This window comes from Sinomonas sp. T428B (assembly GCF_056780155.1).
Genome location: NZ_JBRAZR010000001.1, coordinates 3,221,962 through 3,245,343, shown reverse-complemented (window position 1 = coordinate 3,245,343; position 23,382 = coordinate 3,221,962). Strand labels below are relative to the sequence as shown.

The following is a 23,382-nucleotide window of genomic DNA, read 5'->3' as shown; positions in this document are numbered from 1 at the left end:
CGGCGGGGCGATCTCAACGATGCGGGGTCACGTCCCAAGGATGCGGGGTCACGTCCCAAGGATGCGAGGTCAGCTCCCAAGGATCCGGGGTCGATGTCCTGACATTGCCCATGGATCGCAGGGAGGTGACCCCGCATGGCAGGGAGCAACCCGCATCGCAGGGAGGTGACCCCGCATCGCAGGGAGGTGACCCCGGATCGTTGTCAGACGAGGGAGTCCCGCCACGCCCCGTGGAGCGCGGCGAATCGTCCTCCCCGCGCGAGGAGCTCCTCGGGCGAGCCGTCCTCGACGATCCGCCCGCCGTCCATGACGAGGACGCGGTCGGCGATCTCGACCGTCGAGAGGCGGTGGGCGATGATCACGGCGGTCCGCGCGCCGCCGCCGTCGTCCGCCGCGCGCTCCCGCCCGGACCGCCCGGCCAGCAGGCGCGCGAGGCCCGCCTGCACGAGCCGCTCCGAGGGGACGTCGAGCGAGCTCGTGGCCTCGTCGAGGATGAGCACGGCCGGATCGGCCAGGACGGCACGGGCGAAGGAGATGAGCTGCCGCTGGCCGGCCGAGACGCGCCCGCCGCGCTTGGTCACGTCCGTGTCGTATCCCTCGGGGAGGTCCGCGATGAACTCGTGCGCACCGACGGCCCGCGCCGCCGCCTCGATCTCGTCGCGGGAGGCGCCGGGCCGGCCGAGCGCGATGTTGTCCGCGACGCTCCCCGAGAACAGGAACGCCTCCTGGGTGACCATGACGACGGCGCGTCGCAGGTCGCGCGTCGCGAGGCGCCGCAGGTCGACGCCGTCGAGCGTCACGGCACCTGCGGTGGGGTCGTAGAACCGCGCCACGAGCTTGGCGAGGGTCGACTTCCCGGCCCCCGTCGCCCCGACGAGGGCGACCGTCTGGCCTGCGGGGATCTCGAGCGAGAACTCGGGCAGGACCTCGGGGCCCTCACCGTAGGAGAATGCGACCGACGCGAACGAGACGGCGCCGCGCGCGCGGGGCAGCGGCACAGGGTCGTGCGGCGGCCGGACCGAGGGGACCTCCTCGAGGAGGCCCGAGACCTTCTCGAGCGCGGCCTGCGCGCTCTGGAACGAGTTGTAGAACATCGCCATCTGCTCGAGCGGGGCGAAGAAGCGCTTCGCCGAGAGCACGACGGCGAGCAGCACCCCGACGGCCAGCGTCCCCTCGAGCACGCGGAAGCCCGCGGCCAGGAGCACGGCCGCGACGGTGACGTTGCCGACGAGCGCGAGCCCCGGCTGGAACACGCCGTGGAGCTGGATCGAGCGCAGGGTCGCGGCGGCGTAGTCGTCGGCGAGCCGCCCGTACTCGTCTGCATTGCGGCGCTCCCGGCGGAAGGCCTTGACCGCGCGGATGCCGGTCATGGTCTCGACGAAGTGCACGATCAGGCGCGCGGAGACGACCTGCGAGGCCCGGTACGCCCGCTGCGAGTGCACCTGGTACCAGCGCGCGAGCACGGCCATCGGCACGGCGGCGGCGAGCATGATGAGCCCCGAGCGCCAGTCGAGCAGGAACACCGCCACGGCCGTGAACCCCATGAACATGAGCCCGGAGGCGAGCGCCCCCACGCCCGAGTCGAGGAGCTCGCGCAGGGCCTCGAGGTCCGAGGTCTGGCGGCTGATGATCCGCCCAGAAGTGTAGTGCTCGTGGAAGTCCAGGCTCAGGCGCTGGGTGTGCCGGAAGACGCGCACGCGCAGGTCCAGGAGCATCGCCTGGCTCAGCGCCGCCGTCGAGGTCACGTAGCCGGCGGTGAGCAGCGCCGTTGTGAGCGCCGCGGCGAGGTAGGCCCCGCCCGCGAGCCACATGACGCCCGCATTGCCGGTGGCCAGGGCCGGCAGCGCGCGGTCGATGCCGAAGGCGATGATGGCGGGGCCGGCCGCCCGCGTGGCCTGCGAGACGACGACCATCGCGAGGGTCGCGACGAGGCGCCCACGGACCGGGCGCATGAGGTCGCCGAGGAGCCGCAGCGAACGGCGCCGGACCGCCCGCGACGCCTCGCGGGAGAGGTCGAGGGAGTCCTCGCCGGCCGTCCCGAAGCCTGTCCCCGCGCCCGCCGTGCTCATCGCGCCTCCTCGAGGTCGCCGCGCTCCGTGTCTAGGTCCCGCGGCTCGTCCGGCAGGCTCGCGATGACCCAGCGGTAGTGGGCGCTGCGGGCGAGCAGCTCGGCGTGCGTGCCGACGTCCTCGATCACGCCGTCGTAGAGCAGCGCGACCCGGTCCGCGAGGGCCACGGTCGAGGGCCGGTGGGCGACGACGAGCGCCGTCGTCTCCGCGAGCGCCTCGCGCAGCCGCGCGGTGACGCGCTCCTCGGTCGCGACATCGAGGGCCGAGAGCGGGTCGTCGAGCACGAGGACGGCGGGCCGGGCGGCGATCGCGCGGGCGAGGGCGATGCGCTGCCGCTGGCCGCCCGAGAGGCTCAGGCCCTCCTCGCCGATGCGGGTGTCCAGCCCGTCCGGGAGCGAGTAGGCGAACTGGGCCTGGGCCACGTCGAGGGCCTCCGCGAGCAGCGCCTCGGCCTCCGGCCCCTCGCGCACGGCGGCGCCGAGGAGCACGTTGTCCCGCACCGAGGACGAGAAGAGGGTCGTGTCCTCGAACGCGACCGCGACGAGGCGGCGCAGCCGGACGAGCGGCAGGCGGCGCACGTCCACGCCGTCGATCTCGACCGAGCCCGCCTCGACGTCGTAGAGCCGCGGGACGAGCTGCAGGAGCGTGCTCTTCCCCGACCCCGTCGCCCCCACGAGCGCCATGGTCTCGCCCGGGCGCACCTCGAGCGTCACCCCGGCGAGCACGGCGGACGACGGCGCGTCCCCGCCCGGGCGGGCGGCGCCGTCGTCCGCTGCGCCACCACCCGCAGCGGGGGAGCGCGCGAAGCCGAAGACGACGTCCCGGAAGGCGAGGGCGCCGCGCGGGGCGGGCACCTGCTCGGGGTCGGGGGGATCCGCGATGGTGCTCTTGGCGTCCATGAGCTCGAAGTGGCGGTCCACGGCCGTCTTGGCCGTGAGCGCCATGCCGACGAGCATGCCGCTCGACTCGACCGGCTGCGCGATGGCGGCCGCGGTCGCGAAGAAGGCCGCGAGCGAGCCGATGCTCAGCTGTCCGGTCGCGGCGAGCCAGATCCCGGTGACGAGGCCCGCGCCGAGGGCGAGCTCGGGGAGGAGCGTCACGACAAGGCTGAACACGGCCTGATGGCGGGCCTTGGCGACCTCGGTCTCGCGCAGCCGGCCCGCCTGCTCGGCGAAGCTCTCGAGCGCCTCGCGGCCGCGGCCGAAGGCCTTGAGCACGCGGATGCCGTGGACGGACTCCTCGACGGTCGTGGCCAGATCGCCCGCGAGGTCTTGGCTGCGGCGGGTGGCCAGGGAGAAGTTCCGCCGGAAGACCGCGCCGTAGACCATGATCGGCACGGCGGCAGCGAGGAAGATGAGCGCGAGCTGCCACGAGAGCATGAACAGCAGCACGGCGCCGATCGCGACCGTGCTGACCGACACGACGAGGTAGATCGCCCCGAACGCGAGCCAGCGCCGCAGGAAGCCCAGGTCCGCGACCGAGCGCGAGAGCAGCTGGCCCGAGCCCCAGCGGTCGTGGAAGGCCACGGGGAGGTCCTGGAGGTGGTCGTACATCGCGACGCGCAGCTGCCGCTCGAGCTTCACGCTCGGCTGGATCACGAGGAGCCGGCGCAGCACCATCATCCCGGCCTCGAGCACGCCGAGGAGGAGGACGACGCCGGCCGCCGCCCACACGGCCGACGGCTTGGTCCCGCTCGCGACGAGCTGGTCGATCACGCCGCGCAGGACCTGGGGGACAGCGAGGGCGAGGGCCGAAGTGGCCAGGGCCGCGGCGAGGCCGGCGCCCAGGCGCGGGAGGATGGGCCGCACGATCGGGCCGAGCCGCGCGATGCTGCGGAAGAACGGCGTCGGCGGCACCGGGGCGCTGGCGGGGGCGGCGTCGGGGCCGTGTGCAGGGGCGCGCTGTGGCATGCCGGGGGCTCACCCGCCTCGGGGTCGGAAGGAACGGTGGCTGCGGACACCACCCTACGCCCGAGAACCGGGCCGGTGCTCACAGGCCGGACAGCGGGGGCCTGGGCGGCGACGCGGGCCGGCCTCAGACCCCGAGGAGCGTGAGCAGCACCGCCTCAGGGCGGCATGCGATCCGCACGGGCGCGAAGCGCGACGTGCCGATGCCGCCCGAGACATTGAGCGGGACGGTGCGGCCGGAGTTGTCCCAGTCGGTCAGGCCCTTGGCCCGCCACGTCGGGAGGTCACAGTTCGACACGAGCGCACCGTAGCCCGGGATGCAGAGCTGGCCCCCGTGCGTGTGGCCGGCGAGGATGAGCTGGGCGCCCGCGTCGGCGAAGTGGTCGAGGACGCGCTGGTAGGGCGCATGGATGACGGCGACCTTGAGGTGGGGCTTCTCCTCGTGGCCCGACGCGCCCTGCGGCCAGCCCGCGTACCGCTCCCGGCCCAGATGGGGATCGTCCACCCCCGAGAAGTCGAGGCGCACGCCGTTGAGCGGTACCGACTGGGACCGGTTGGTCAGGTCGATCCAGCCGGCGGCGCCGAAGCCCGCGAAGAGGGCGGGCCAGTCGAGCTCGACCCTCTTCGGCAGTGGTGTGCGCGACGACGGGCCCAGCAGGTAGCTCGCCGGGTTCCGCAGTGTCGGGGCGAAGTAGTCGTTCGAGCCGGGGACGAAGACCCCGGGGAAGCGAAGGAGGGGCCCGAGCGCCGCGAGGAGCGGCGGCACCGCCTCCGTGTGGCTCAGGTTGTCCCCCGTGTTGACCACGAGGTCCGGCTCGAGGTCGGCGAGGCTCGCGAGCCAGCGGGCCTTGGCGGCCTGGCCCGGGACGAAGTGGATGTCGCTCAGGTGCAGGACGCGCAGCGGCCGCGACCCGGCGGGCAGGACCCGCAGGGTCTCCTCGCGGAGCGTGAACTGGTCCTTCTCCCACCACCCGTACGCCGCGGCCGCGAGGCCCGCGCTCAGGCCCATCCCGGCCACGAGGGCCGCGCGCCGCGCACCGGTGCCGATCGCGGCGGAGGCGCGTGACGCCGTCGGGCGTCCCCCCGGAACCGCCACGCCGCTAGCCGTTGCCGTTCCCGTTGCCGTTCCCGCGGCCCGGATCCGAGGACTTGCTCGGCTCCTGGCTCGGCTCGGGCGCGGGGCTCGACGGCGCGGTGGTCGCCGGGGCGGAGGGCCGGGGCTGCGGCTGGCTGCCCTGGATCAAGGACGGCGGCGGGGCCTCGAAGCCGTCGTGCTTGTAGAGGCCGGCGACCTGGGCCATGTAGTCGCCCCACTGCGGGCCGGCGATGTACGCGCCGTCGACGACCTTGTAGAACTTGCCGTTGATCGTCACGTTGCGGCCGTAGCGCGAGCCGGGATCCTGCAGGGCCTCGCCGAAGAACGACGCCGTCACGAGCCCGGTCGTGTAGCCGAGCACCCAGGTCTGGCTGTTGAAGTTGTTCGTGCCGGTCTTGGCCGCCGCGGGGACGCCCGTCTTGGGGATCTGGTAGCCCGAACCCTTCGCGAGCACGTCCTGGAGCGCGAAGTTGACGCCCTTGGCGACGTCTGGCTTGATCACGTTCTGCTGGCAGCTCGGCGCCTGGCCGCCGATCCTCTGGCCCTTGATGTCCGTGACCTCGGTGACGGACATGGGGGTGCAGTACGTGCCGTTGCTCGCGAAGACCGCGAACGCGCTGGCCATGGACATCGGCGAGACGTTGTACGGGCCGAGGAGGCTCGAGAGCGTGGACATGTCGAGCTTGTCCTTGCCCTCGCCGTTGTGCAGCTGGACGGCGTCGACGATCCGCTGGATGTCGCAGAAGTCGTTCAGGCCGGCGGCCGTCGCGTAGGTCGCCGTGTTGATCGAGTTGTAGAGGCCGTAGTTGATGGGCATCGGCCGGTAGTAGCCCTCGTCGTTGTTCTGCAGGGTCGGGGCGGCGCCGAGGCCCTCCTCGGCGCTGTTGAAGGCGCCGGTGACCCGGTTGCAGGTGGTCTTCCACGCGTAGTTGAGCGGGTAGACGCGCCGAGAGGCGTCGACGGTCTGCGTCGCGGACTTGCCCTCGGTGAGCCACGCGGCGAAGGTGAACGGCTTCATGGTCGAGCCGGGCTGGAAGCCGCCCGCCCCGCCGAGGTCGTTGCCGTTGGCGTCCTTGCGGTCGACGTTGAAGTTGTACGTCGTCGTGAAGGTCGAGCCCTGGCCCGGGAGCATGCGCGAGTTCTGGGCCATCGCGAGGACCTTGCCGGTGCCGGGCTCGATCGTCAGGAGCGAACCGCCCCACTTGTCCGGGTTCGCGCCGGCCGTGGCGTCGACGCGGGCCTGGGCCGGACCCTGGAGGCGCGGGTCGAGCGTCGTCTTGATCGTCAGGCCGCCGCGGAAGACCTTCTTCTCGCGCTCGTCCGGGGTGGAGCCGTAGGCGGGGTCGTTGAGGATCGTATGCAGGACGTAGTCGCAGAAGTACTGGGCCTGGGCGGCGTAGGCGCAGCCCTGCTTCGGAGGGTTCGTCTTGAGCTCGATCGGGGTCGCGATCGCCTCGTCGTGCTGCTGCTTGTTGATCTTGCCGTGCTGCAGCATCGCGTCGATCACGAGGTTGCGCCGGGCGAGGGCGTTGTCCGGGTTGACCTCGGGGTTGTACAGCGTCGGGCTGTTCACGAGGCCCGCGAGGAGCGCTGCCTGCGGGATCGAGAGGTCCTTCGCGTCCACGGAGAAGAAGTACTGGCTCGCCGCCTGGATGCCGTAGGCGTTGCGGTTGAAGAAGACGATGTTGAGGTAGCCCTCGAGGATCTGGTCCTTCGAGTACTGCTTCTCGAGGGCGATCGCGAGCTTCATCTCGCGCAGCTTGTCGCCCACGCCCTTCTGGCCGTTGAGGACGACGTCCGTGTCCTTGCCCTGGGCGATGAGCGACTCGTTGATGACGTTTGTGACGTACTGCTGCGTGAGGGTCGAGGCGCCCTGCCGGTTGCCGCTGACGTTTGCCACGACGGCGCGCAGGATGCCGGTCGTGTCTACGCCGCCGTGCTCGTAGAACCGCGAGTCCTCGATGGCGATGATGGCGTCCTTGATGTTCTGCGACATCGCGTCGAGCGGGACGTGCGTGCGGTTCTCCGCGAAGAGGGTCGCGATCTCCGAACCGTCCGCGGCGAGGACCTTGGTGACCTGCCCGGGGGTGTCCACCGTGAGCTCCCCGGGGAGGCTCTCGAAGAACTGCACAGAGCCGTTGGCCGCGCTTCCGGTGACGGCCGCAGCGGGCACCATGAGGCCCGCCACGAGTACCCCGCAGATCGCGCTCACGCCGAGGAAGGCGAGGATCTTGCCGAGGGTTGTGGCCGTGTCGAAGACAGGGTTCTTGCCAGACGCCATGTGTAGGAGTCTACCGGGAGGGGCTAATCTGGCCTCATGACCGCCTGGGAATACGCCACCGTGCCCCTCATCGTCCATGCCACCAAGCAGATCCTCGACCAGTGGGGAGAGGACGGCTGGGAGCTCGTCCAGGTGGTTCCCGGGCCCGGCGGCAACGGCATGGTTGCCTATCTGAAGAGGGAGAAGCAGGCGTGACGGATTCGACAGCACAGGCAGCACAGGCCACCGCAGCGGACGGAACCGAGGTGACGAGCGCCGTCGAGCGCCGCCTCGCGGACCTCGGCCTGGCCATCCCCGAGGTCGCGGCCCCCGTCGCCGCCTACGTCCCCGCCCTCGTCACGGGCTCGACCGTCTACACGTCCGGCCAGCTCCCGTTCGTCTCGGGGCAGCTCCCCGCCACCGGCAAGGTCGGCGCAGAGGTGAGCGCCGAGGACGCGAAGAAGTACGCCGAGCTGTGCATCATCAACGCGCTCGCCGCGGTCAAGTCGCAGATCGGCGACCTCGACCGCATCACGCGGATCGTCAAGGTCGTGGGCTTCGTGGCCTCCGATCCGTCGTTCACGGGGCAGCCCGGGGTCGTCAACGGCGCCTCCGAGCTGCTCGGCAAGGTCTTCGGCGAGGCCGGCACCCACGCCCGCTCCGCCGTCGGCGTCTCGGTCCTGCCGCTGGACGCCCCGGTTGAGGTGGAGCTGATTGCCGACTTCGCTTAGGCGGCGCTTCGTCCTGCCCAAGCGGCTCCAGGGCGCGGCCCGCAGCTGGCTCTCCGACGAGGACCGGGCGCCGCGCTCGCCGCGCCCGGCCTCCTCGGTGGCCCTCGTCCGCGACTCCGCGGACGGGACCGAGACCTGGCTCGCCTACCGCCCCGGGGACTCGCCGCTCGGCCTCGTCGCGTTCCCCGGCGGGTCCGTCGAGAACGCCGACGAGGACACCTTCGACTGGTTCGGCCCGTCGGTCGGGCACTGGGCCGAGCTCCTCGGGACCCCTGACTACTCGCTCGCTCGCGTGCATGTCGTCGCGGCGATCCGCGAGCTGTTCGAGGAGACGGGCGTGCTGCTGGCCGGCTCCGACGAGTCGACCGTCGTCGAGGGCACCGGGACCGCCGACTGGGTGCGGGCGCGCGAGGCCCTCTCGGGCCAGGAGATCGGCTTCGCCGAGCTGCTGGCCAAGCGCGGCCTCGGCCTGCGCACCGACCTCCTGCGGCCCCTCGTGCACTGGGTGACCCCCGACTTCGCCCACCGCCGCTTCGACACGCGCTACTTCGCCGCGACCCTGCCCGTCGGGCAGACCCCGACGCTCCTGCCGAGCAAGGGCGTGTGGGGAGAGTGGGTGACCGCCGCGAAGGTCATGGCCGAGCGGGACACCTCCCATCTGGGCGACCGCGTCGGCCAGCCGGACACGCGCGGGCAGGTGCTCCCCGAGCTCCTCGTCCCCGCGACCGAGATCATCCTCGCGAAGATGGCCAAGGCCAAGGGCTGCATCGCCTACCTGAACCTCAAGCGCACGACCCACACGTACCAGGCCGAGCTCGTCGAGGACGCCGGGCAGCTCTTCCTCGAGGTCGAGGCCCCCAGCGCCGCGCCGCCCACCGAGGCGCTCAGCGTGGTCCCGCCTGGAGCGCGTCCGGCGGAGGCGCCGCAGGGCGACTGACGCCCGCCCGGACAGCGAAGGAGCCGGCCCCCGCTGGGGGCCGGCTCCTCCGTGCTCCGGGATGCCCTGCGCGGGTCAGCGCGAGCGCTGGCGCAGACGCTGCATGTCGAGGATGACGACGGCGCGGGCCTCCAGCCGGATCCAGCCGCGCTGGACGAACTCGGCGAGGGCCTTGTTGACGGTCTCGCGGGAGGCGCCGACGAGCTGGGCGAGCTCCTCCTGGGTGAGCTCGTGGGCCACGAGCACGCCGTCGGTCGCGGGGCGGCCGAAGCGGTCCGCGAGGTCGAGCAGGGCCTTCGCGACGCGGCCGGGGACGTCGGAGAACACGAGGTCCGAGAGCGAGTCGTTCGTGCGGCGCAGGCGGCGGGCGAGGGCCTGCAGGAGCTGGGCCGAGACCTCGGGGCGGTTGCGCAGCAGGGCGTTGAGGGACTCGTTCTTGAGGCCCGCGAGTCGCGTCTCGGAGACGGCGGTCGCGGTCGCGTTGCGCGGGGCCGGGTCGAAGAGGGCCATCTCGCCGAACAGCTCGCCCGGGCCGAGGATCGCGAGGAGCGACTCGCGGCCGTCGGGGGACGTGCGGCCGAGCTTCACCTTGCCGGAGACGATGAAGTAGAGCTGGTCGCCCTGGTCGCCCTCGCGGAACACCGAGGCACCGCGGGAGAGGTCCACCTCCGTCAGCTCGTCCGTCAGCAGGCGGAAGGCGTCGTCGTCGAGCGTTGCGAAGAGGGGCGCGCGGCGCAGTACCTCGATGTCCAAAGCAGTCTCCTAGTTCCGTTCAGTGCACTTCTTTTCAGTTCCACGTGCCGGGCCGGGCCGGGCGCACGTGCTGGCTCCGCCGTCATTGTTTCAGATCCCTCTCCGTTTTGTGACGAACTTGGCAGCCGACACAGGCCGCTCGAGGCCGGATTGGGCGCCTGCACAGCCCCGTCTTCCGCAGAAACACGCGGTTTGCCGCCACTGGGAGGCGGCCGCGGTCTCACAGCAGAGTGTCAGACGCCACGGATACACTCCGAAGGTGCTGTTCGGATTGACGATCCTCGACGTGGTCCTCGTGCTCGTGCTGATTGGCTATCTGGCCCACGGCATCCGGGCCGGCTTCGTCGTGAGCCTTGCCGGCATCCTCGGCTTCCTCGCGGGGGGAGCCGCCGCCTTCTTCGCCGTCCCGCTCGTGAGCCAGGCGCTCGCCGAGAGCGGCTGGCGGGCGGCCGGCGTCGTCATCACCGCCGTGGCGCTCATGGCGGCCGGCAACGCCGTCGGCTCCGCCTTCGGCCACCGCATTCGGCGCGGCATCACGTTCAAGGGGGCCGGCGCCGTCGACCGCGCCCTGGGCGGGGCCGTGAGCCTCGTCGTGACGGCCCTCATCATCTCGATGACCGCGTTCACGGTCTCGAGCATCGGCATCCCGTGGGTCTCGCAGCAGATCGCCGACTCACGGGTCGTGCGCGGAATCGACGACCTCACCCCCGAGGCCCTCAAGGAGCAGGCCGCAACACTGCGCGCGTTCGCCATCGGGGACGGCCTCCCCAAGCTCATCGAGGGCATCGGCGGGCCCGTCAACCCGGTCACGGTCCCGGACGAGGCCGCGGACACGCCCGAGCTGAGGGCGGCCTCGGAATCCGTCCTGCGCATCACCGGCACCGCGTTCCAGTGCGGCCAGAACCAGACGGGCAGCGGCTTCGTCGTCTCCCGGGACCGGGTGGTGACCAACGCCCACGTCGTGGCAGGGGTGGGGGAGCCCGTCGTCGAGCTCCAGGGCGGCGGAGCCCGCACCGGCCGTGTCGTGTACTTCGACGCGGTGCACGACCTCGCCGTGCTCGCCGTCGACGGGCTCGACGTGCCCTCAGTCCCGCTGACGTCCACGAGCCCGGCCGGCACGAGCGCCGCGTTCGCCGGCTACCCGCTCGGCGGGCCGTTCCAGACGCGTCCCGCGGTCATCCAGGGCACGACGACGGTCCTCGCCCCGGACATCTACGGCGCCAACGAGACGCCCAAGCAGGTGTACCAGCTCTCCGGCAACGTCCAGCAGGGCAACTCGGGCGGGCCGCTCCTGACCCTCGGAGGGCAGGTCACAGGCGTGATCTTCGCCAAGAGCGAATCGACCGAGGGCGTGGGATACGCGATCACGATGGAGGAGCTCCGCCCGGTCGCGGCCGCCGCCCAGTCGATGACGGCGCCGGTCCAGCCGGGCGTGTGCACGCGGAAGTAGGCCGCCCCGGCCGCCGGTGCTGACGCGCGGGGAGGCGGCCGGTCAGACCGTCGTGGCCTTGCGCTCTTCTGTGAGGTCGGCGAGGTACTCGACCGCGAAGCGGTAGCCAAGGACGCCCGCGCCCGCGATGACCGCCTTGCTGATGTCGCTGAGGTAGGAGTGGTGGCGGAAGGGCTCGCGCGCGTGCACGTTCGTGATGTGCACCTCGACGGTGGGGAGCTGGACGGCAGAGATCGCATCGCGGATCGCGACTGAGGTGTGCGTGAAGGCCCCCGCGTTGATGACGATGCCGAGCGCCGTGCTGCGGGCCGCATGGATCGCGTCGAGGAGGCCGCCCTCGTGGTTCGACTGGACGCAGTGCACCTCGAGGCCGTGGGCCGCCGCCGCCTCGGCGCACAGGCGCTCGACGTCGGCGAGGGTCGCCGTGCCATACTTCTCGGGCTCGCGCGTGCCGAGGAGGTTCAGGTTCGGGCCGTTGACGACCAGGATCATGCCGCGGGGGGTCTCTTCCGTCATGGGCCTTACTCTAGGCTGTCCCGCCGGCAGCCCTGCTCGCGTCCGGAGCCCGGCCTCACGCCCTCGCGTCACCTCCGAGCGCGCCGATCAGGCCGACCAGGGCCGTCGCGACCAGCAGCACCTGTCTCGCTACGAGACCGGTCCGGGGCTGCGAGACCGGTCCATCCAAGGCCGGTCCCGCGAGGACGCGCCGGTTCCGAACCAGTGGAAGCCCCGGACGGAGGGTGGCGCGGGCCGTCGAGGGTCAGTCACGTCGCTGTGCCTGGTGCCCGAGCGCCCGTCGGTTCGGCCCCACGATCCTCTCCGGACTCCCTCAAGTGCTCCTCCACAGCCGCATGTTCCGGCCTGTCATCCACATGGGAGGGTCCGAGGCTCTCTGGCCCCGCCTGCAGCGGGACAGTGAACGCATGGACACGAGAGTCTTGGAAGCCCGGCTCGCCGAGGTCTGGCCGGACGGGGATGTCTGCACCGCCGCGCACCTCCGAATGGCAGGGATCGGCGACCGGCAGTTGGCCGCGGCCGTGGCAGCCGGTCTGCTCGTCCGCGTGCGGCGCGGCGCCTACGCGGTCGCCTCTGCCTGGCGGACCCTCGCCCCATGGGAACGGCAGTCTCGCAGGCTCGAGGCCCACATCCGCACTGTGAGCGGGGCCGTCTACTCGCATTCGAGCGCTGCCATCCTGCACGGAGCACGGGTCTGGGACGCGGGGAGTACGTCCACGTCACGACCTCCTACCGGAACGGGCAGCGCAACCACGGCATCGACGTGACTTCGCACTGCCATCCGCTGCCCGAGACGGCAGTCGTCGCCGTCAACTCGTCGTGGGGATCCGTTCTGGCGACGTCGCCGGCGCGCACCGCGGTCGACTGTGCGAGAACGCTCCCACTCGAAAAGGGCCTGGTCATCATGGACAGTTTCCTAACCGCGAGTGCGAGCAAGAAGGACATCGCCGCCGAGCTTGAGGCAGCGACCACGACTCGGGGAATCTCTGTGGCACGCCGCGTTCTCGCCCTTGCCGACGGCCGGTCGGGAGTCGGTGGGGGAAACGCGTCTGCGCTTGCTCATGACGCTGCTCGGCATCCCCGAACCCGTGCTGCAGTTCTGGCCCAAAAGGCACTCCACACAAGGCAGTGCTCGCAGAGCGCCGCCGCGAAGCGGCCATCATGGAACGGGGCTGGCGCTTCATCAGGATCAGGTGGAGCGACCTCGAAAGGCAAGGGCCGGCCTCGTGCGAGGCCGGCCTTCGGCGGCGGTTCGGGATCAGCCGGCAGGGTCAGCCGGCGGCAACCTCCTCGGCGTGGATCAGGAGCGCGTGCTCCGGGCGGAGGATCGGCAGCGGGAGGCCGACCTCGGCGAGGAACCGGCCCGTGGCCGTCGCGCCGTCCGCCATCCATGCGGGCGGGGCGATCTGGGTGAACGTGTCCTTCCAGTCCGCGTCCTCGGGCGTCGGCAGGACCGCCGAGACCCGGTAGGTCCGCTCGGGGTCGAGCCCCGGGACGCCCACGCGCCCGGGCATCTCGGCCGCGAACGTGCCCAAGGCGACGGCCGCGAAGAGGCCCTCCCCGCCGTCGTGCGCGACGACGCCGTGCAGGCGCAGGTTCGGCTCGGCCACGTCCGCGTTCACGCGCACGCCCGAGTGCAGGAGCCCGCGGTGCCGCTTGAAGAGCGCGATCGCCCGGCGGAGCGTGGCCCGATCCGCCTCGATGGCCTGCCTGATGTCCCACTCCATGCCGAAGTGGCCGAAGAGGGCGGTCACGGCGCGGAACGAGATGTCGTGCACGCGCCCTGTCGTATGCGAGTGCGTCGGGCCCACGTGCGCGCCCACGAGCTCGGGCGGCAGGACTGCCTGGGTCCAGCGCTGGATGGTCTGCCGCTCGAGGGCGTCGTTGCAGTCCGACGCCCACACCCGGTCGGTGCGCTGCAGGATGCCGAGGTCCACGCGGGCCCCGCCCGAGGAGCAGGACTCGATCTCGACATGGGGGTGGGCCGCCTTGAGGGCGTCGAAGAGCCGGTACGCGGCGAGCGTCTGCTCGTGAACGGACGGACGGCCGCCGCTGCCGTGCTCCGTGAGGTCCCGGTTCTGGTCCCACTTGAGGTAGGAGATGCGGTTCCCGGACAGGAGCGCGTCGAGGCGGTCGTAGATGTACTGCCACGCCTCGGGGTTGGCGAGGTCGAGGACGTGCTGCTGGCGCCACTCGAGGGGGAGCCGCCCGCCCTCCTTGTGCGAGACCGCGGCCGGGCCCACGATCCACTCGGGGTGCTGCCGGGCCACGTCGGAGTCGAGGTTCACCATCTCGGGCTCGACCCACAGGCCGAACTCCATCCCGCGCGAGGTCACGGCGTCGACGAGCGGGGTGAGGCCATCGGGCCACAGGCCCTCGTCGACGTACCAGTCGCCCAGGCCGGCCGTGTCGTCGCGGCGCCCGCGGAACCACCCGTCGTCGAGCACGAACCGCTCGACGCCGAGCTCCGCCGCGGACTCCGCGAGCTCGATGAGCGGCTCGATGCGGTGGTCGAAGTAGACGGCCTCCCACGTGTTGAGCACGACCGGCCGCGCCCGGCCCGACCCGCCGACCTCGCCCTGCGTGCCCACGTGATGGGGGCGCGCGCGGAACCAGTCGTAGAAGCGCTCGGTCACGCCGTCGAGGCCGCGGTCCGAGAAGGCCGCGTAGAGGACGGGGGTCGTGTACGAGGCGCCGGGGGCGAGCAGGACCTCGCCCGGGCCGAGGAGCTCCGACGCGCCGAGCATGCGGCGCCCGTCTGCGAGCGAGTCGAGGTACTGCTCGTGGTTGCCGGACCAGCCGAAGTGCACGGCCCAGACCCGACCCGAGCGGTTGGAGAAGCCCGCCGTGCCCGCGGCGACGAGGAGCGAGGAGTCGTGGCCCGTGCGGCCGTGCCGGCCTGTGCGCACCCAGGTCCCCTGGGCGATGGCGTGCCGCTGGGGGTGGTTCTCGCGGCACCAGCGGCCCGTGAGGTCGAGGAGCTCCGCGGTCTCGCCGGGCACGGGCAGCACGGCGCTGAGTTCCTCGAGCTGGTACGCGCTGCCGCCTGTGTTGGTGAGCGTGTGGGAGAGCTCGAGGAGCCCGCCGGGGTTGAGGCGGAGCGAGGTCTCGAGCTCGAGCCCCGCCTCGTCGTCGCGCTGGCGCACGACGGCGGTGCTCGCCCCCGCGGGACCGTCGCCGGGATCGGTGGTCATCTCGGCCGAGACGACCCGCAGGGCGGGGGAGAAGCCGAAGCCGGGCAGGCCCGCTCCGCTGCCGACCGAGGCGGTGCGGTGCCCGCGGAGGCCGGGACGGCCGAGCCAGCCCGAGGAGGCCTGGGGGACGAGGCCGGCGACGACCGCGACGTCGAGCGCGGAGTGCGGGACCGGCGGGGCCAGGAGGCCGAGGTCGGGGAGGTCAGCACCCAGGTCAGCGCCCCAGTGGACGATCTGGGCCTCGCCAGAGTCGAAGGCGAGCACGAGGCTCGTGCCGGCTGCCCGGAGGTGCAGTGGGGTCAAGGAGTGCATGGGTTCGCTTTCACGTGGTGCCGGAGGGTTGCTGCGGGCGCTGGGGCCGGTCCCGGCGGACGGTGCCGCGGGGACCGGCCCCTGCGAGGCGTCGGTCCTACTGGAAGAGGGCGTTGACCTGCTCGTTGGCCTGGCTCAGGGAGCTGGCCGGCGCCTTGCCGGAGACGACGGCGTCCATTGCGGGCTTCATGATGCCATCAACCTTCGCGGCATTGTCCGCGATGGGGAAGAGGAAGGTCGTCTTGTCCGCCACGTGCTGGGTGAACGGGGTCACGTCCACGCCCTTGGCCTTGAAGGCCTCGGCGGCCTTCTCCGAGGAGGACTTCACGGCCGGGAAGACAACGGCCTTGGACGCGACCACGTCCTGGCAGGCCGCGGAGCCGAGGTACTCGACCCACTTGACGGCGGCGTCCTTCTTCTTCGTGCCGGCCCAGATCGAGTCCGCGAGGCCGTTGAACATCGAGGCGCGCTCGCCGTTCGGGCCCTCGGGGGTCGGGGCGATGCCGACCTCAACGCCCTTGTAGCCGGTGTACTGGCCGATCATCCACGAGCCGCTGGTGTTGATCGCAGCCTTGCCCGCGGCGAACGTGTCCGCGACCGAGCTGCCCACCGTCGTCTCGAGCTTGGGCATGTAGCCCTTCTCGATGAGGCCGGCCCACCAGGCGATGGTCTGCTGGAACCTCGGGTCGTCGTACTGGAACTCCTTGCCCCACGGGTTCTTGTCTGTGTGCGTCCAGCCGGTCGTGGCCGTGAGGAAGCTCCACTGCGTCTGGCCCTGGCCCGAGCCGGCGTTCTCGAGGCCGAGGCCGTAGACGGCCACGTTGTTCTTGTCGAAGCCGGGCTCGTCGCCGCGGACGCCGTTCTTGTCCACGGTCAGCCGGGCAATGACCTTCTCGTAGGACCCGCCGTCCTCGGGGTTCCACGTGAGGGACTTCATCTGCTCCTCAGAGACCCCGGCGTCGGCGAGCATCTTCTTGTTGTAGAACAGCGCGACGGTGTCCCAGTCCTTCGGCAGGCCGTAGCGCTTGCCGTCCTGGCCGGCCCAGAGGTCCGCGAGGCCCTCGTTGTACTGGGCGAGGTCCACGCCGTCCTTGGAGACCGCGTCGTCGAGGGCCAGGAGCTGCTTTTTGTCCGCGTACTCGGCGTACTTCGAGACGTGGTTGGTGAACACGTCCGGGGCCGTGCCGGCGACGAAGCCGTTGGTCAGGGTTCCCCAGTAGTCGTCCCAGCCGCGCTGGGTGACCTTGACGGTGATATCCGGGTTGGCCTTCGTGAAGTCGTCGGCGCACTGCTGGTAGGCGGGCAGCTGGTTCGCGTCCCACAGCCAGTAGCTGATCTCGCCCTTCGCGGAGTCGCCTCCGCCCGAGCTGCCGCTTCCGCAGGCCGAGAGGGCGAGGGATGCGGCGGCCGCGAGGGCGACGGCGCCCCAGGCCTTGTGTGCGAGTGCTTTCCTCATTTTTCCGGGGGTCCTTTCAGGACAGGGGTGTGGTGGGGGTATGGGTGGTGCGGGAGGGGGAGGTGCGGGGAGTCGGGGACGGGCTACTTGATGCCCGAGAAGCCGATGGAGTTGACGATCTTCCTGCCGAACGCGGCGAAGAGGATCAGGACGGGCAGGGCCGAGACGAGGGTCGCTGCCATGAGGCCGGACCAGTCGGGGGCGCCCTGCGGGGACTGCGATTTGAACACCCCGAGGCCGACCTGGAGGACGCGCGCGTCCGGCTCGGTCGCGACGAGGAGGGGCCAGAAGTACTCGTTCCACTGGCCGATGAAGGTCAGGAGCGCGAGGGTCGCGATCGGGGCGGCCGCGTTCGGCAGGATGATCTGGAAGAAGATCCGCAGGTGCTTCGCGCCGTCGAGCATCGCCGCCTCCTCGACCTCGCGGGACATGTTGAGGAAGAACTGGCGCAGGAAGAAGATCGCGAACGGGGTCATGAAGACGTAGGGCAGCACGAGCCCGAGCATCGAGTTCAGCAGGCCGAGGTTCTTGATGAGCAGGAAGTTCGGCAGGGCCGTGAAGATCGGCGGGACGAGCATCGTGCCGAGGAAGAGGCTGAACACCGCGTTGCGGCCGCGCCAGCGGAGGCGGGCGAAGGCGTAGGCGGCCATCGCGCTGAAGAAGACCGCGCCCGCCGTCGTGATCGAGGCGAACAGGACCGAGTTGCGCAGGTAGACCCAGAAGTCGATGGCGGCGCCGGAGCCGCCCTCGGTGATCGCCTCGGAGGCGGTCTGCAGGCCGAAGACGCGCTTGAACGCGCCGAGGCTGAACTCGGCGGGGAGCAGGCTCCCCGAGTTGGCGGCCAGGGCTCCGTTGGTGGAGAGGGACGTGCGCAGGACCCAGTAGAAGGGCAGGACCGTCACGAGGATGGCCAGGACCAGGAGCGCCCAGGCCCCGGCGCGGCGCCAGGAGAGGGAGTGGCGGGTGGGGCGGAGGAAGCTGCGGGCGGGGCGGAAGAAGCGGCGGGCGGCGGCGCTGCTGCCGGAGGCGGGCCGGGTCGCGCGGCTGGTTGCGGTGCTCATGGCGGGGACTCCTTAGTCCAGGTCCGACTCGTTGCCCTTGAGGAACTTCATCTGGATGAAGGCCACGAGGGCGAGGATGAGGAAGAGGATGACGGCGATGGCCGAGGCGTAGCCGAAGTCGGACTCCGTGAACGCCTTCTGGACGATGTAGAACTGGATCACGCGGGTCGCGTTGACCGGGCCGCCGGCGGTGGTCACGGCGACGGTGTCGAAGACCTGGAACGAGCCGATGACGGTCACGACGAGGACGAGGACCAGCACGGGCCGCAGGAGCGGCAGGGTGACCTTCCGGAACGTCTGGAAGGGCGAGGCGCCGTCGAGGTTGGCGACCTCGTAGAGGTGCCGTGGGATGGCCTGGAGGCCGGCGAAGATCAGCAGGGCGGTGTAGCCCATGTGGCGCCACGTGTTGATGAGCGCCTGGGTCGGGATGGCCCACTCCTCGCTGCCGAAAAAGGCCACGCGCGGCAGGCCGAGGCCCTCGATGAGCTGGTTCGCGATGCCGATCTGGTAGTCGAGCATCCAGAACCACAGGAGCGCCGCGATGACGTTGGACATGAGGTACGGCAGCAGGAGCGTGCCGCGGACGAGCGTCGACTTCGCCACCCGGTCCATGAGGAGCGCGATCCCGAGCGCCAGGACCGTCTGGAGGGCGATGTTGATCACGACGTACTGGGCCGTGACGCCGAGGGCGTTCCAGAAGAGGGGGTCCTTCGCGAGGGCCTCGTAGTTCTTCCCCCCGACCCACTCGGGGTCCCCGAGGATGCTGTACTCCGTGAAGCTCAAGTAGATGCCGCGGAGGGTGGGGACGAGGAAGAAGACGATGAAGCCGATCATCGCCGGGGCGATGAAGAGCATGGCGATCGTGAAGTCCCCTCCGAAGGCCCGGGCGCGTCGCGGCGTCTCCGCCCCCGAGTCGGTTCTGCGCGGGGGCCTCCCGGGCGCCCGGCGGGCAGACGGCGCACTGGCAGTCGTGGTGGTCATCGTCGATCCTCCGGAATGTGATGCGGCTAACAGCGTGAATAGGAATCTACACGAGTAACTCGACAGGGGGCAAGAGGATTTCATTGGAGCTGCTGACCTCAGCTGGCTTGCGCGTCAGGTCTATTGACTCGAGTAACTCAACGCTGCGAGACTCGGCGCATGACCTTCACCCTCGGTATCGTCGGCGCGGGACAGTTCGCCGGCCAGTTCGCCAAGCTCTTCGCCGCCCACCCGGAGATCGCCGCCGTCCACGTCACGGACGTCCTGCCCGAGCGCGCAGAGGCGCTCGCGGCCCGGCTCGGCCTCGCGGGCACGTACCCGAGCTTCGGGGCGATGCTCGACGACGGCGGGCTCGACGCCGTCGCCATCTTCACCCAGCGCTGGACGCACGGCCCGCTCGTCGTCGAGGCTCTGCGGGCCGGCAAGCACGTCTACTCGGCTGTGCCCATGGCGGTCAGCGAGGGTGAGATCGCCGAGATCATCGAGGCCGTCCGCGAGACCGGCCTGACCTACATGATGGGCGAGACGAGCTACTACAACCCCGCGACCGTCTATGCCCGGCGGCGGCATCACGATGGAGCCTTCGGCCGCATCTTCTACGCCGAGGGCGACTATGTGCACGACATGGACCTGGGCTTCTACGAGGCCTACCAGTACTCTGGCGGGGCGGAGTGGAAGCGGACCGCGAGCTACCCGCCCATGCTCTACCCGACCCACTCGGTGGGCGGAGTCCTCGGGGCCATCGGCGGCCACGCCGTGAGCGTGAGCTGCATCGGCGTGCCCGACGAGCGCGGGGACGGCGTCTTCGACCGGGGCGTGAGCATGTTCGGCAACGACTTCTCCAACGCCTCGGCCCTGTTCGAGCTCGCCGGGGGCGGGTCGATGCGCATCAACGAGTTCCGCCGGGTCGGCTACCCCTCCCACCTGCGCGAGAGCCGCTTCCGCTACTTCGGCACCGAGGGCAGCTTCGAGCAGCTCGTCGAGACGGCGGTGTGGCAGGACAAGGAGGGCTTCGAGGACGTCTCGGCGCAGCTCAGGGCCCAGCGCACCGTCGACCTCGACGACCCCTCGCTCGCCGAGGTCGCCCCGGCCCTGCGCGAGGCCTTCGTCTCGGGGCTGGCCCCGGTGCACGACGCCGGGCGGCTCCCCGTCGAGCTCCGCGGCCTGCCCAACGGCCACGAGGGCAGCCATCACTTCCTCGTCGACGACTTCGCCACCGCGGTCGCGAACGGCGCGCTCCCGAGTGTCAACGCGTGGGAGGCTGCGCGCTATACCCTCCCGGGCATCGCCGCGCACGAATCCGCCCTCCGCGGCGGAGAGCGGATCCCCGTGGCGGACTTCGGCGACGCCCCAGCCCGTCTGGGCCGAGGCGCAGCGGGGCAGGTCCCACACGGCGCCCTGCAGGAACGCGGCTAGCATGGTCGCCATGACGCACCAGCCAGCTCCTGCCAGGCCGGCCGTCACCCGCAAGGACGTCGCCCGGCTCGCCGGCGTGAGCACCGCCGTCGTCAGCTACGTGATGAACGGTGGGCCGAAGCGGGTCTCGCCCACGACGGAGGCCAAGGTGCGGCAGGCGATCAGCGCCCTGGGCTACCGGCCCAACGCGGCCGCGCGCGCCCTCAAGCTCGGCTCGTCGGAGATGCTCGGAATGGTCGTGCCGGACGCGACCAACCCCTTCTTCGCCTCTCTCGCCCGGGCGGTCGAGGTCGCTGCCGCCGAGCGCGGCTACGCCATGCTCCTGGCCGACTCGGACGGCTCGCTGCGCACCGAGCGGCGGCTCGTCGAGAACCTCGTCGGCCGCAGGGTCGACGGCGTCTTCCTCTGCAGCGTGCTCTTCGAGCCGGACCTGACGGACCTCGAGCAGGCCGAGATCCCCGCCGTCCTGCTCAACCACAGCGCCGAGAGCCCCGGCTTCAACTCTGTCGGCGTCGCCTTCCAGGACGGCGGCCGCATGGCCGTCGAGCACCTCGTTGGCCACGGCCACCGGCGCGTCGGGCTCGTCATGGGCACGAACACCGGCGGCGACCTCGACGCGCGCGAGGTCGGCTGGCGCCAGGGCGTCCGGGAGGCCGGCCTGCCCGAGGGGCCGGTCCTGCGCGTGCCCTTCACGCGCGAGGGCGGGTACCGCGCGGGTCAGGACCTCATCGCCTCCGCCGACAGGCCCGCGGCCGTGTTCGTCAGCTCCGACCTGCAGGCCGTCGGGCTCCTGCGCGCGGTCCACGAGGCCGGGCTGCGGATCCCCGACGACCTTGCGATCTTCTCCTTCGACGGCTCGGCCGAGGCGGAGTACAGCTGGCCCCCGCTGAGTACGGTCGCGCAGCCGGTCGAGGCGATGGCCCGCGCCGCCGTGGACGCGCTCATCGACGCCGAGACCGGCAAGCCCACCCAGAGCCAGATCTTCCCTGTCGAGCTCGTGCTCAGGAGCTCATGCGGCTGCCCGTGAGGCTGCCCGTTCCCTGAGGCGAGCACGACGGCGGCGGCACACCCTTGAGGGGTGCGTCGCCGCCGTCGTCCTTCATCCAGACCGGCCGGTGCTACTTCCGCAGGTCCGCGGCGATCTGCTGCATGACGCTCGGGTCGGCGAGGGTCGTCGCGTCGCCCGGGTCGCGGCCCTCGGCGACGTCCTTGAGCAGGCGGCGCATGATCTTCCCGGAGCGGGTCTTGGGCAGCTCGGGGACGATGAGCACGTGCTTGGGCTTGGCGATCGGGCCGATCTCCTTGCCGACGTGGGCGCGCAGCTGGGCGGACGCCTCGTCTGCACTGCCTGTCTCGGCATCCGAGCGCAGGATCACGAACGCCACGACGGCCTGGCCGGTGGTCTCGTCCGCGGCGCCGACGACGGCGGCCTCCGCGACCCACGGGTGCGAGACGAGGGCGGACTCGATCTCGGTGGTCGAGAGGCGGTGGCCGGAGACGTTCATGACGTCGTCGACGCGGCCCAGGAGCCAGACGTCGCCGTCCTCGTCCTTCTTCGCGCCGTCGCCGGCGAAGTACATGCCCTCGAACCGGGACCAGTACGTGTCCTTGAACCGCTCCGGGTCGCCCCAGATCGTGCGCAGCATCGACGGCCAGGGCTCGCGGACCACGAGGAAGCCGCCGTGCCCGTTCGGGACCGAGTGGCCCTGCTCGTCCACGACGTCCACGGCGATGCCGGGCAGGGGGACCTGGGCGGAGCCTGGCTTGGCCGCGGTCACGCCGGGGAGCGGGGCGATCATCATGGCCCCCGTCTCGGTCTGCCACCAGGTGTCGACGATGGGCGCCTTGTTCCCACCGATGACCTCGCGGTACCACATCCACGCCTCGGGGTTGATCGGCTCGCCGACCGTGCCGAGGACGCGGATGCTCGAGAGGTCGTACTTGTCCGGGATCTCCCGGCCCCACTTCATGAAGGTCCGGATCGCGGTGGGGGCGGTGTAGAGGATCGAGACCTTGTACTTCTGCACGATCTCCCACCAGCGGCCCTGGTGCGGGGAGTCCGGGGTGCCCTCGTACATGACCTGGGTCGCGCCGTTGACGAGCGGCGCGTAGGCGACGTACGAGTGCCCGGTGACCCAGCCGACGTCGGCCGTGCACCAGTACACGTCCGTCTCGGGCTTGAGGTCGAACACCGCCGAGTGCGTGAAGGCGGTCTGGGTGAGGAATCCGCCGGTGGTGTGGAGGATGCCCTTGGGCTTCCCGGTGGTGCCCGAGGTGTAGAGGATGAAGAGCGGGTGCTCGGCGTCGTGCCCGACAGCGGTGTGCTCGGGCGAGGCGGCCGCGAGGAGCTCGGACCAGTGCAGGTCGCGGCCCTCGGTCCAGTCGATGTCCTGGCCGTTGCGCCTGACGACGACGACGTGCTCGACCGTGTGCCCCGGGGCCGAGAGCGCCTCGTCCACGGCGGGCTTGAGCGAGGACGGCTTGCCGCGGCGGAACGTGCCGTCCGCGGTCACGACGAGCTTGGCCTCGGCGTCGTCGATCCTCGAGCGGAGCGCGTCCGCGGAGAAGCCGCCGAACACGACCGAGTGGACCGCACCGATGCGGGCGCACGCGAGCATGGTCACGACGGCCTCGGGGATCATCGGCAGGTACACCGCGACCCGGTCGCCCTTGGCCACGCCGAGGGACTCGAACGCGTTCGCCGCGCGCTTGACCCGCTCGGTCAGCTCCGCGTAGGTGATGGTCTCGGTGTCGCCCGGCTCGCCCTCGAAGTGGATCGCGACCCGGTCCCCGAGCCCGTTCTCGACGTGCCGGTCCAGGGCGTTGTACGCGGCGTTGACCTCCCCGCCGACGAACCACTTCGCGAACGGCGGCTCGGACCAGTCCAGCGTCTGGCCGAAGTCCTTCGACCAGGTCAGCAGCTCGCGGGCCTGCTTCGCCCAGAACGCGGTCCGGTCCGCCGCGGCCTCGGCGTAGATGCCCTCGCCCACGTTGGCGGCTGCGGCGAACTCGGGCGACGGCGGGAACTGGCGCTCCTCGTGGAGCAGGTTCTCGAAGGCGTCTCCTTTGACGGTTTCCTGGGACATGGGAGTCCTTTCGGCTCGTTCCTCGCGGTCTCCAGCGGCGTGGCCCCGCCCGCGGGAGCACCCGCGCGGCTGTGAGGTCGAGCACACCGCTGCCTGCTCCCACACTAGCGCCCTCCGGGTAGCCGGGACGTTGCGCGCATCACACTTCGGCGCCCGG

General features: G+C 71.4%; 18 protein-coding genes. 7 read left to right on the top strand and 11 right to left on the bottom strand.

The window, feature by feature from the left end:
- Nucleotides 1–203 precede the first annotated feature (203 nt).
- The 4 genes from ACUYMY_RS14975 to ACUYMY_RS14960 form a co-directional block, all read right to left on the bottom strand.
- Nucleotides 204–2,069, bottom strand: a complete 1,866-nt coding sequence (locus ACUYMY_RS14975; protein WP_481704320.1) for an ABC transporter ATP-binding protein — start codon at nt 2,067–2,069, stop codon at nt 204–206.
- Nucleotides 2,066–3,979 carry an ABC transporter ATP-binding protein gene (locus ACUYMY_RS14970; protein ID WP_481704319.1) on the bottom strand — a complete coding sequence of 638 codons (1,914 nt, stop codon included), beginning with the start codon at nt 3,977–3,979 and terminating at the stop codon, nt 2,066–2,068. Before ACUYMY_RS14970 ends, ACUYMY_RS14975 begins: the two co-directional genes overlap by 4 nt.
- 124 nt (nt 3,980–4,103) lie before the next feature.
- A complete protein-coding gene (locus ACUYMY_RS14965; RefSeq protein WP_481705074.1) occupies nt 4,104–5,024 on the bottom strand; it encodes a metallophosphoesterase in 921 nt (306 codons plus the stop codon).
- Nucleotides 5,025–5,076: 52 nt separating this feature from the next.
- Nucleotides 5,077–7,353, bottom strand: coding sequence for a transglycosylase domain-containing protein (locus tag ACUYMY_RS14960; RefSeq protein ID WP_481704318.1), 2,277 nt, complete (start codon nt 7,351–7,353; stop codon nt 5,077–5,079).
- Between the two features lie 36 nt (nt 7,354–7,389).
- On the opposite strand from ACUYMY_RS14960, the gene sp36 reads away from it, so the two are divergent.
- The 3 genes from sp36 to ACUYMY_RS14945 are packed head-to-tail and all read left to right on the top strand — an operon-like array spanning nt 7,390 to nt 9,000.
- Nucleotides 7,390–7,548: a Sp36 family protein gene (gene sp36 / locus ACUYMY_RS14955; RefSeq protein WP_481704317.1), complete on the top strand. Its 159-nt coding sequence runs from the start codon at nt 7,390–7,392 to the stop codon at nt 7,546–7,548.
- On the top strand, nt 7,545–8,063 hold the full coding sequence (locus ACUYMY_RS14950) for a RidA family protein (RefSeq protein WP_481704316.1): 519 nt from the start codon (nt 7,545–7,547) through the stop codon (nt 8,061–8,063). The genes sp36 and ACUYMY_RS14950 overlap by 4 nt, the downstream gene beginning before the upstream one ends.
- Nucleotides 8,047–9,000: an NUDIX hydrolase gene (locus ACUYMY_RS14945; protein WP_481704315.1), complete on the top strand. Its 954-nt coding sequence runs from the start codon at nt 8,047–8,049 to the stop codon at nt 8,998–9,000. Before ACUYMY_RS14950 ends, ACUYMY_RS14945 begins: the two co-directional genes overlap by 17 nt.
- Nucleotides 9,001–9,075: 75 nt before the next feature.
- Here the strand turns inward: ACUYMY_RS14945 and ACUYMY_RS14940 are convergent, their stop codons facing one another.
- Nucleotides 9,076–9,753: a Crp/Fnr family transcriptional regulator gene (locus tag ACUYMY_RS14940; RefSeq protein ID WP_077489001.1), complete on the bottom strand. Its 678-nt coding sequence runs from the start codon at nt 9,751–9,753 to the stop codon at nt 9,076–9,078.
- A 262-nt stretch (nt 9,754–10,015) separates the two neighbouring features.
- Between ACUYMY_RS14940 and ACUYMY_RS14935 the strand changes: the two genes are divergently transcribed.
- Nucleotides 10,016–11,203, top strand: a complete 1,188-nt coding sequence (locus ACUYMY_RS14935) for a MarP family serine protease (RefSeq protein WP_481705073.1) — start codon at nt 10,016–10,018, stop codon at nt 11,201–11,203.
- 42 nt (nt 11,204–11,245) lie between these two features.
- Here ACUYMY_RS14935 and aroQ read toward each other — a convergent pair whose 3' ends face one another.
- Nucleotides 11,246–11,719 (bottom strand): type II 3-dehydroquinate dehydratase, encoded by a 474-nt coding sequence (gene aroQ, locus ACUYMY_RS14930; protein ID WP_481704314.1) that lies wholly within the window; start codon nt 11,717–11,719, stop codon nt 11,246–11,248.
- Nucleotides 11,720–12,126: 407 nt separating this feature from the next.
- Between aroQ and ACUYMY_RS14925 the strand changes: the two genes are divergently transcribed.
- On the top strand, nt 12,127–12,486 hold the full coding sequence (locus tag ACUYMY_RS14925) for a type IV toxin-antitoxin system AbiEi family antitoxin domain-containing protein (protein WP_481704313.1): 360 nt from the start codon (nt 12,127–12,129) through the stop codon (nt 12,484–12,486).
- 504 nt (nt 12,487–12,990) lie between these two features.
- On the opposite strand, the gene ACUYMY_RS14920 is transcribed toward ACUYMY_RS14925, so the two are convergent.
- The 4 genes from ACUYMY_RS14920 to ACUYMY_RS14905 all read right to left on the bottom strand — a co-directional run bounded on the left by ACUYMY_RS14920 (nt 12,991) and on the right by ACUYMY_RS14905 (nt 18,723).
- Nucleotides 12,991–15,216, bottom strand: coding sequence for an alpha-galactosidase (locus tag ACUYMY_RS14920; protein ID WP_481705072.1), 2,226 nt, complete (start codon nt 15,214–15,216; stop codon nt 12,991–12,993).
- Nucleotides 15,217–15,322: 106 nt separating this feature from the next.
- Complete coding sequence (locus ACUYMY_RS14915; RefSeq protein WP_481704312.1) at nt 15,323–16,681, bottom strand: ABC transporter substrate-binding protein; 1,359 nt, start codon at nt 16,679–16,681, stop codon at nt 15,323–15,325.
- Between the two features lie 83 nt (nt 16,682–16,764).
- On the bottom strand, nt 16,765–17,742 hold the full coding sequence (locus tag ACUYMY_RS14910; RefSeq protein WP_481704311.1) for a carbohydrate ABC transporter permease: 978 nt from the start codon (nt 17,740–17,742) through the stop codon (nt 16,765–16,767).
- A gap of 12 nt (nt 17,743–17,754) precedes the next feature.
- A complete protein-coding gene (locus tag ACUYMY_RS14905; protein ID WP_481704310.1) occupies nt 17,755–18,723 on the bottom strand; it encodes a carbohydrate ABC transporter permease in 969 nt (322 codons plus the stop codon).
- Between the two features lie 159 nt (nt 18,724–18,882).
- Here ACUYMY_RS14905 and ACUYMY_RS14900 point away from each other — a divergent pair, with 159 nt between their 5' ends.
- On the top strand, nt 18,883–20,139 hold the full coding sequence (locus tag ACUYMY_RS14900; RefSeq protein ID WP_481704309.1) for a Gfo/Idh/MocA family protein: 1,257 nt from the start codon (nt 18,883–18,885) through the stop codon (nt 20,137–20,139).
- Between the two features lies 1 nt (nt 20,140).
- Entirely contained in the window at nt 20,141–21,166 is a 1,026-nt protein-coding gene (locus ACUYMY_RS14895; protein WP_481704308.1) for a LacI family DNA-binding transcriptional regulator, read from the top strand.
- A gap of 91 nt (nt 21,167–21,257) precedes the next feature.
- On the opposite strand, the gene acs is transcribed toward ACUYMY_RS14895, so the two are convergent.
- Nucleotides 21,258–23,225, bottom strand: coding sequence for an acetate--CoA ligase (gene acs, locus ACUYMY_RS14890; protein ID WP_481704307.1), 1,968 nt, complete (start codon nt 23,223–23,225; stop codon nt 21,258–21,260).
- Nucleotides 23,226–23,382: the final 157 nt, after the last annotated feature.

What these genes read in the sequence shown, in the direction of transcription:
- acs (WP_481704307.1), bottom strand. Translation starts at nt 23,225, where the DNA reads ATGTCCCAGGAAACCGTCAAAGGAGACGCCTTCGAGAACCTGCTCCAC.
- ACUYMY_RS14915 (WP_481704312.1), bottom strand. Translation starts at nt 16,681, where the DNA reads ATGAGGAAAGCACTCGCACACAAGGCCTGGGGCGCCGTCGCCCTCGCG.
- ACUYMY_RS14900 (WP_481704309.1), top strand. Translation starts at nt 18,883, where the DNA reads ATGACCTTCACCCTCGGTATCGTCGGCGCGGGACAGTTCGCCGGCCAG.
- ACUYMY_RS14910 (WP_481704311.1), bottom strand. Translation starts at nt 17,742, where the DNA reads ATGAGCACCGCAACCAGCCGCGCGACCCGGCCCGCCTCCGGCAGCAGC.
- ACUYMY_RS14925 (WP_481704313.1), top strand. Translation starts at nt 12,127, where the DNA reads ATGGACACGAGAGTCTTGGAAGCCCGGCTCGCCGAGGTCTGGCCGGAC.
- ACUYMY_RS14970 (WP_481704319.1), bottom strand. Translation starts at nt 3,979, where the DNA reads ATGCCACAGCGCGCCCCTGCACACGGCCCCGACGCCGCCCCCGCCAGC.
- sp36 (WP_481704317.1), top strand. Translation starts at nt 7,390, where the DNA reads ATGACCGCCTGGGAATACGCCACCGTGCCCCTCATCGTCCATGCCACC.
- ACUYMY_RS14975 (WP_481704320.1), bottom strand. Translation starts at nt 2,069, where the DNA reads ATGAGCACGGCGGGCGCGGGGACAGGCTTCGGGACGGCCGGCGAGGAC.
- aroQ (WP_481704314.1), bottom strand. Translation starts at nt 11,719, where the DNA reads ATGACGGAAGAGACCCCCCGCGGCATGATCCTGGTCGTCAACGGCCCG.
- ACUYMY_RS14960 (WP_481704318.1), bottom strand. Translation starts at nt 7,353, where the DNA reads ATGGCGTCTGGCAAGAACCCTGTCTTCGACACGGCCACAACCCTCGGC.
- ACUYMY_RS14895 (WP_481704308.1), top strand. Translation starts at nt 20,141, where the DNA reads ATGGTCGCCATGACGCACCAGCCAGCTCCTGCCAGGCCGGCCGTCACC.
- ACUYMY_RS14905 (WP_481704310.1), bottom strand. Translation starts at nt 18,723, where the DNA reads ATGACCACCACGACTGCCAGTGCGCCGTCTGCCCGCCGGGCGCCCGGG.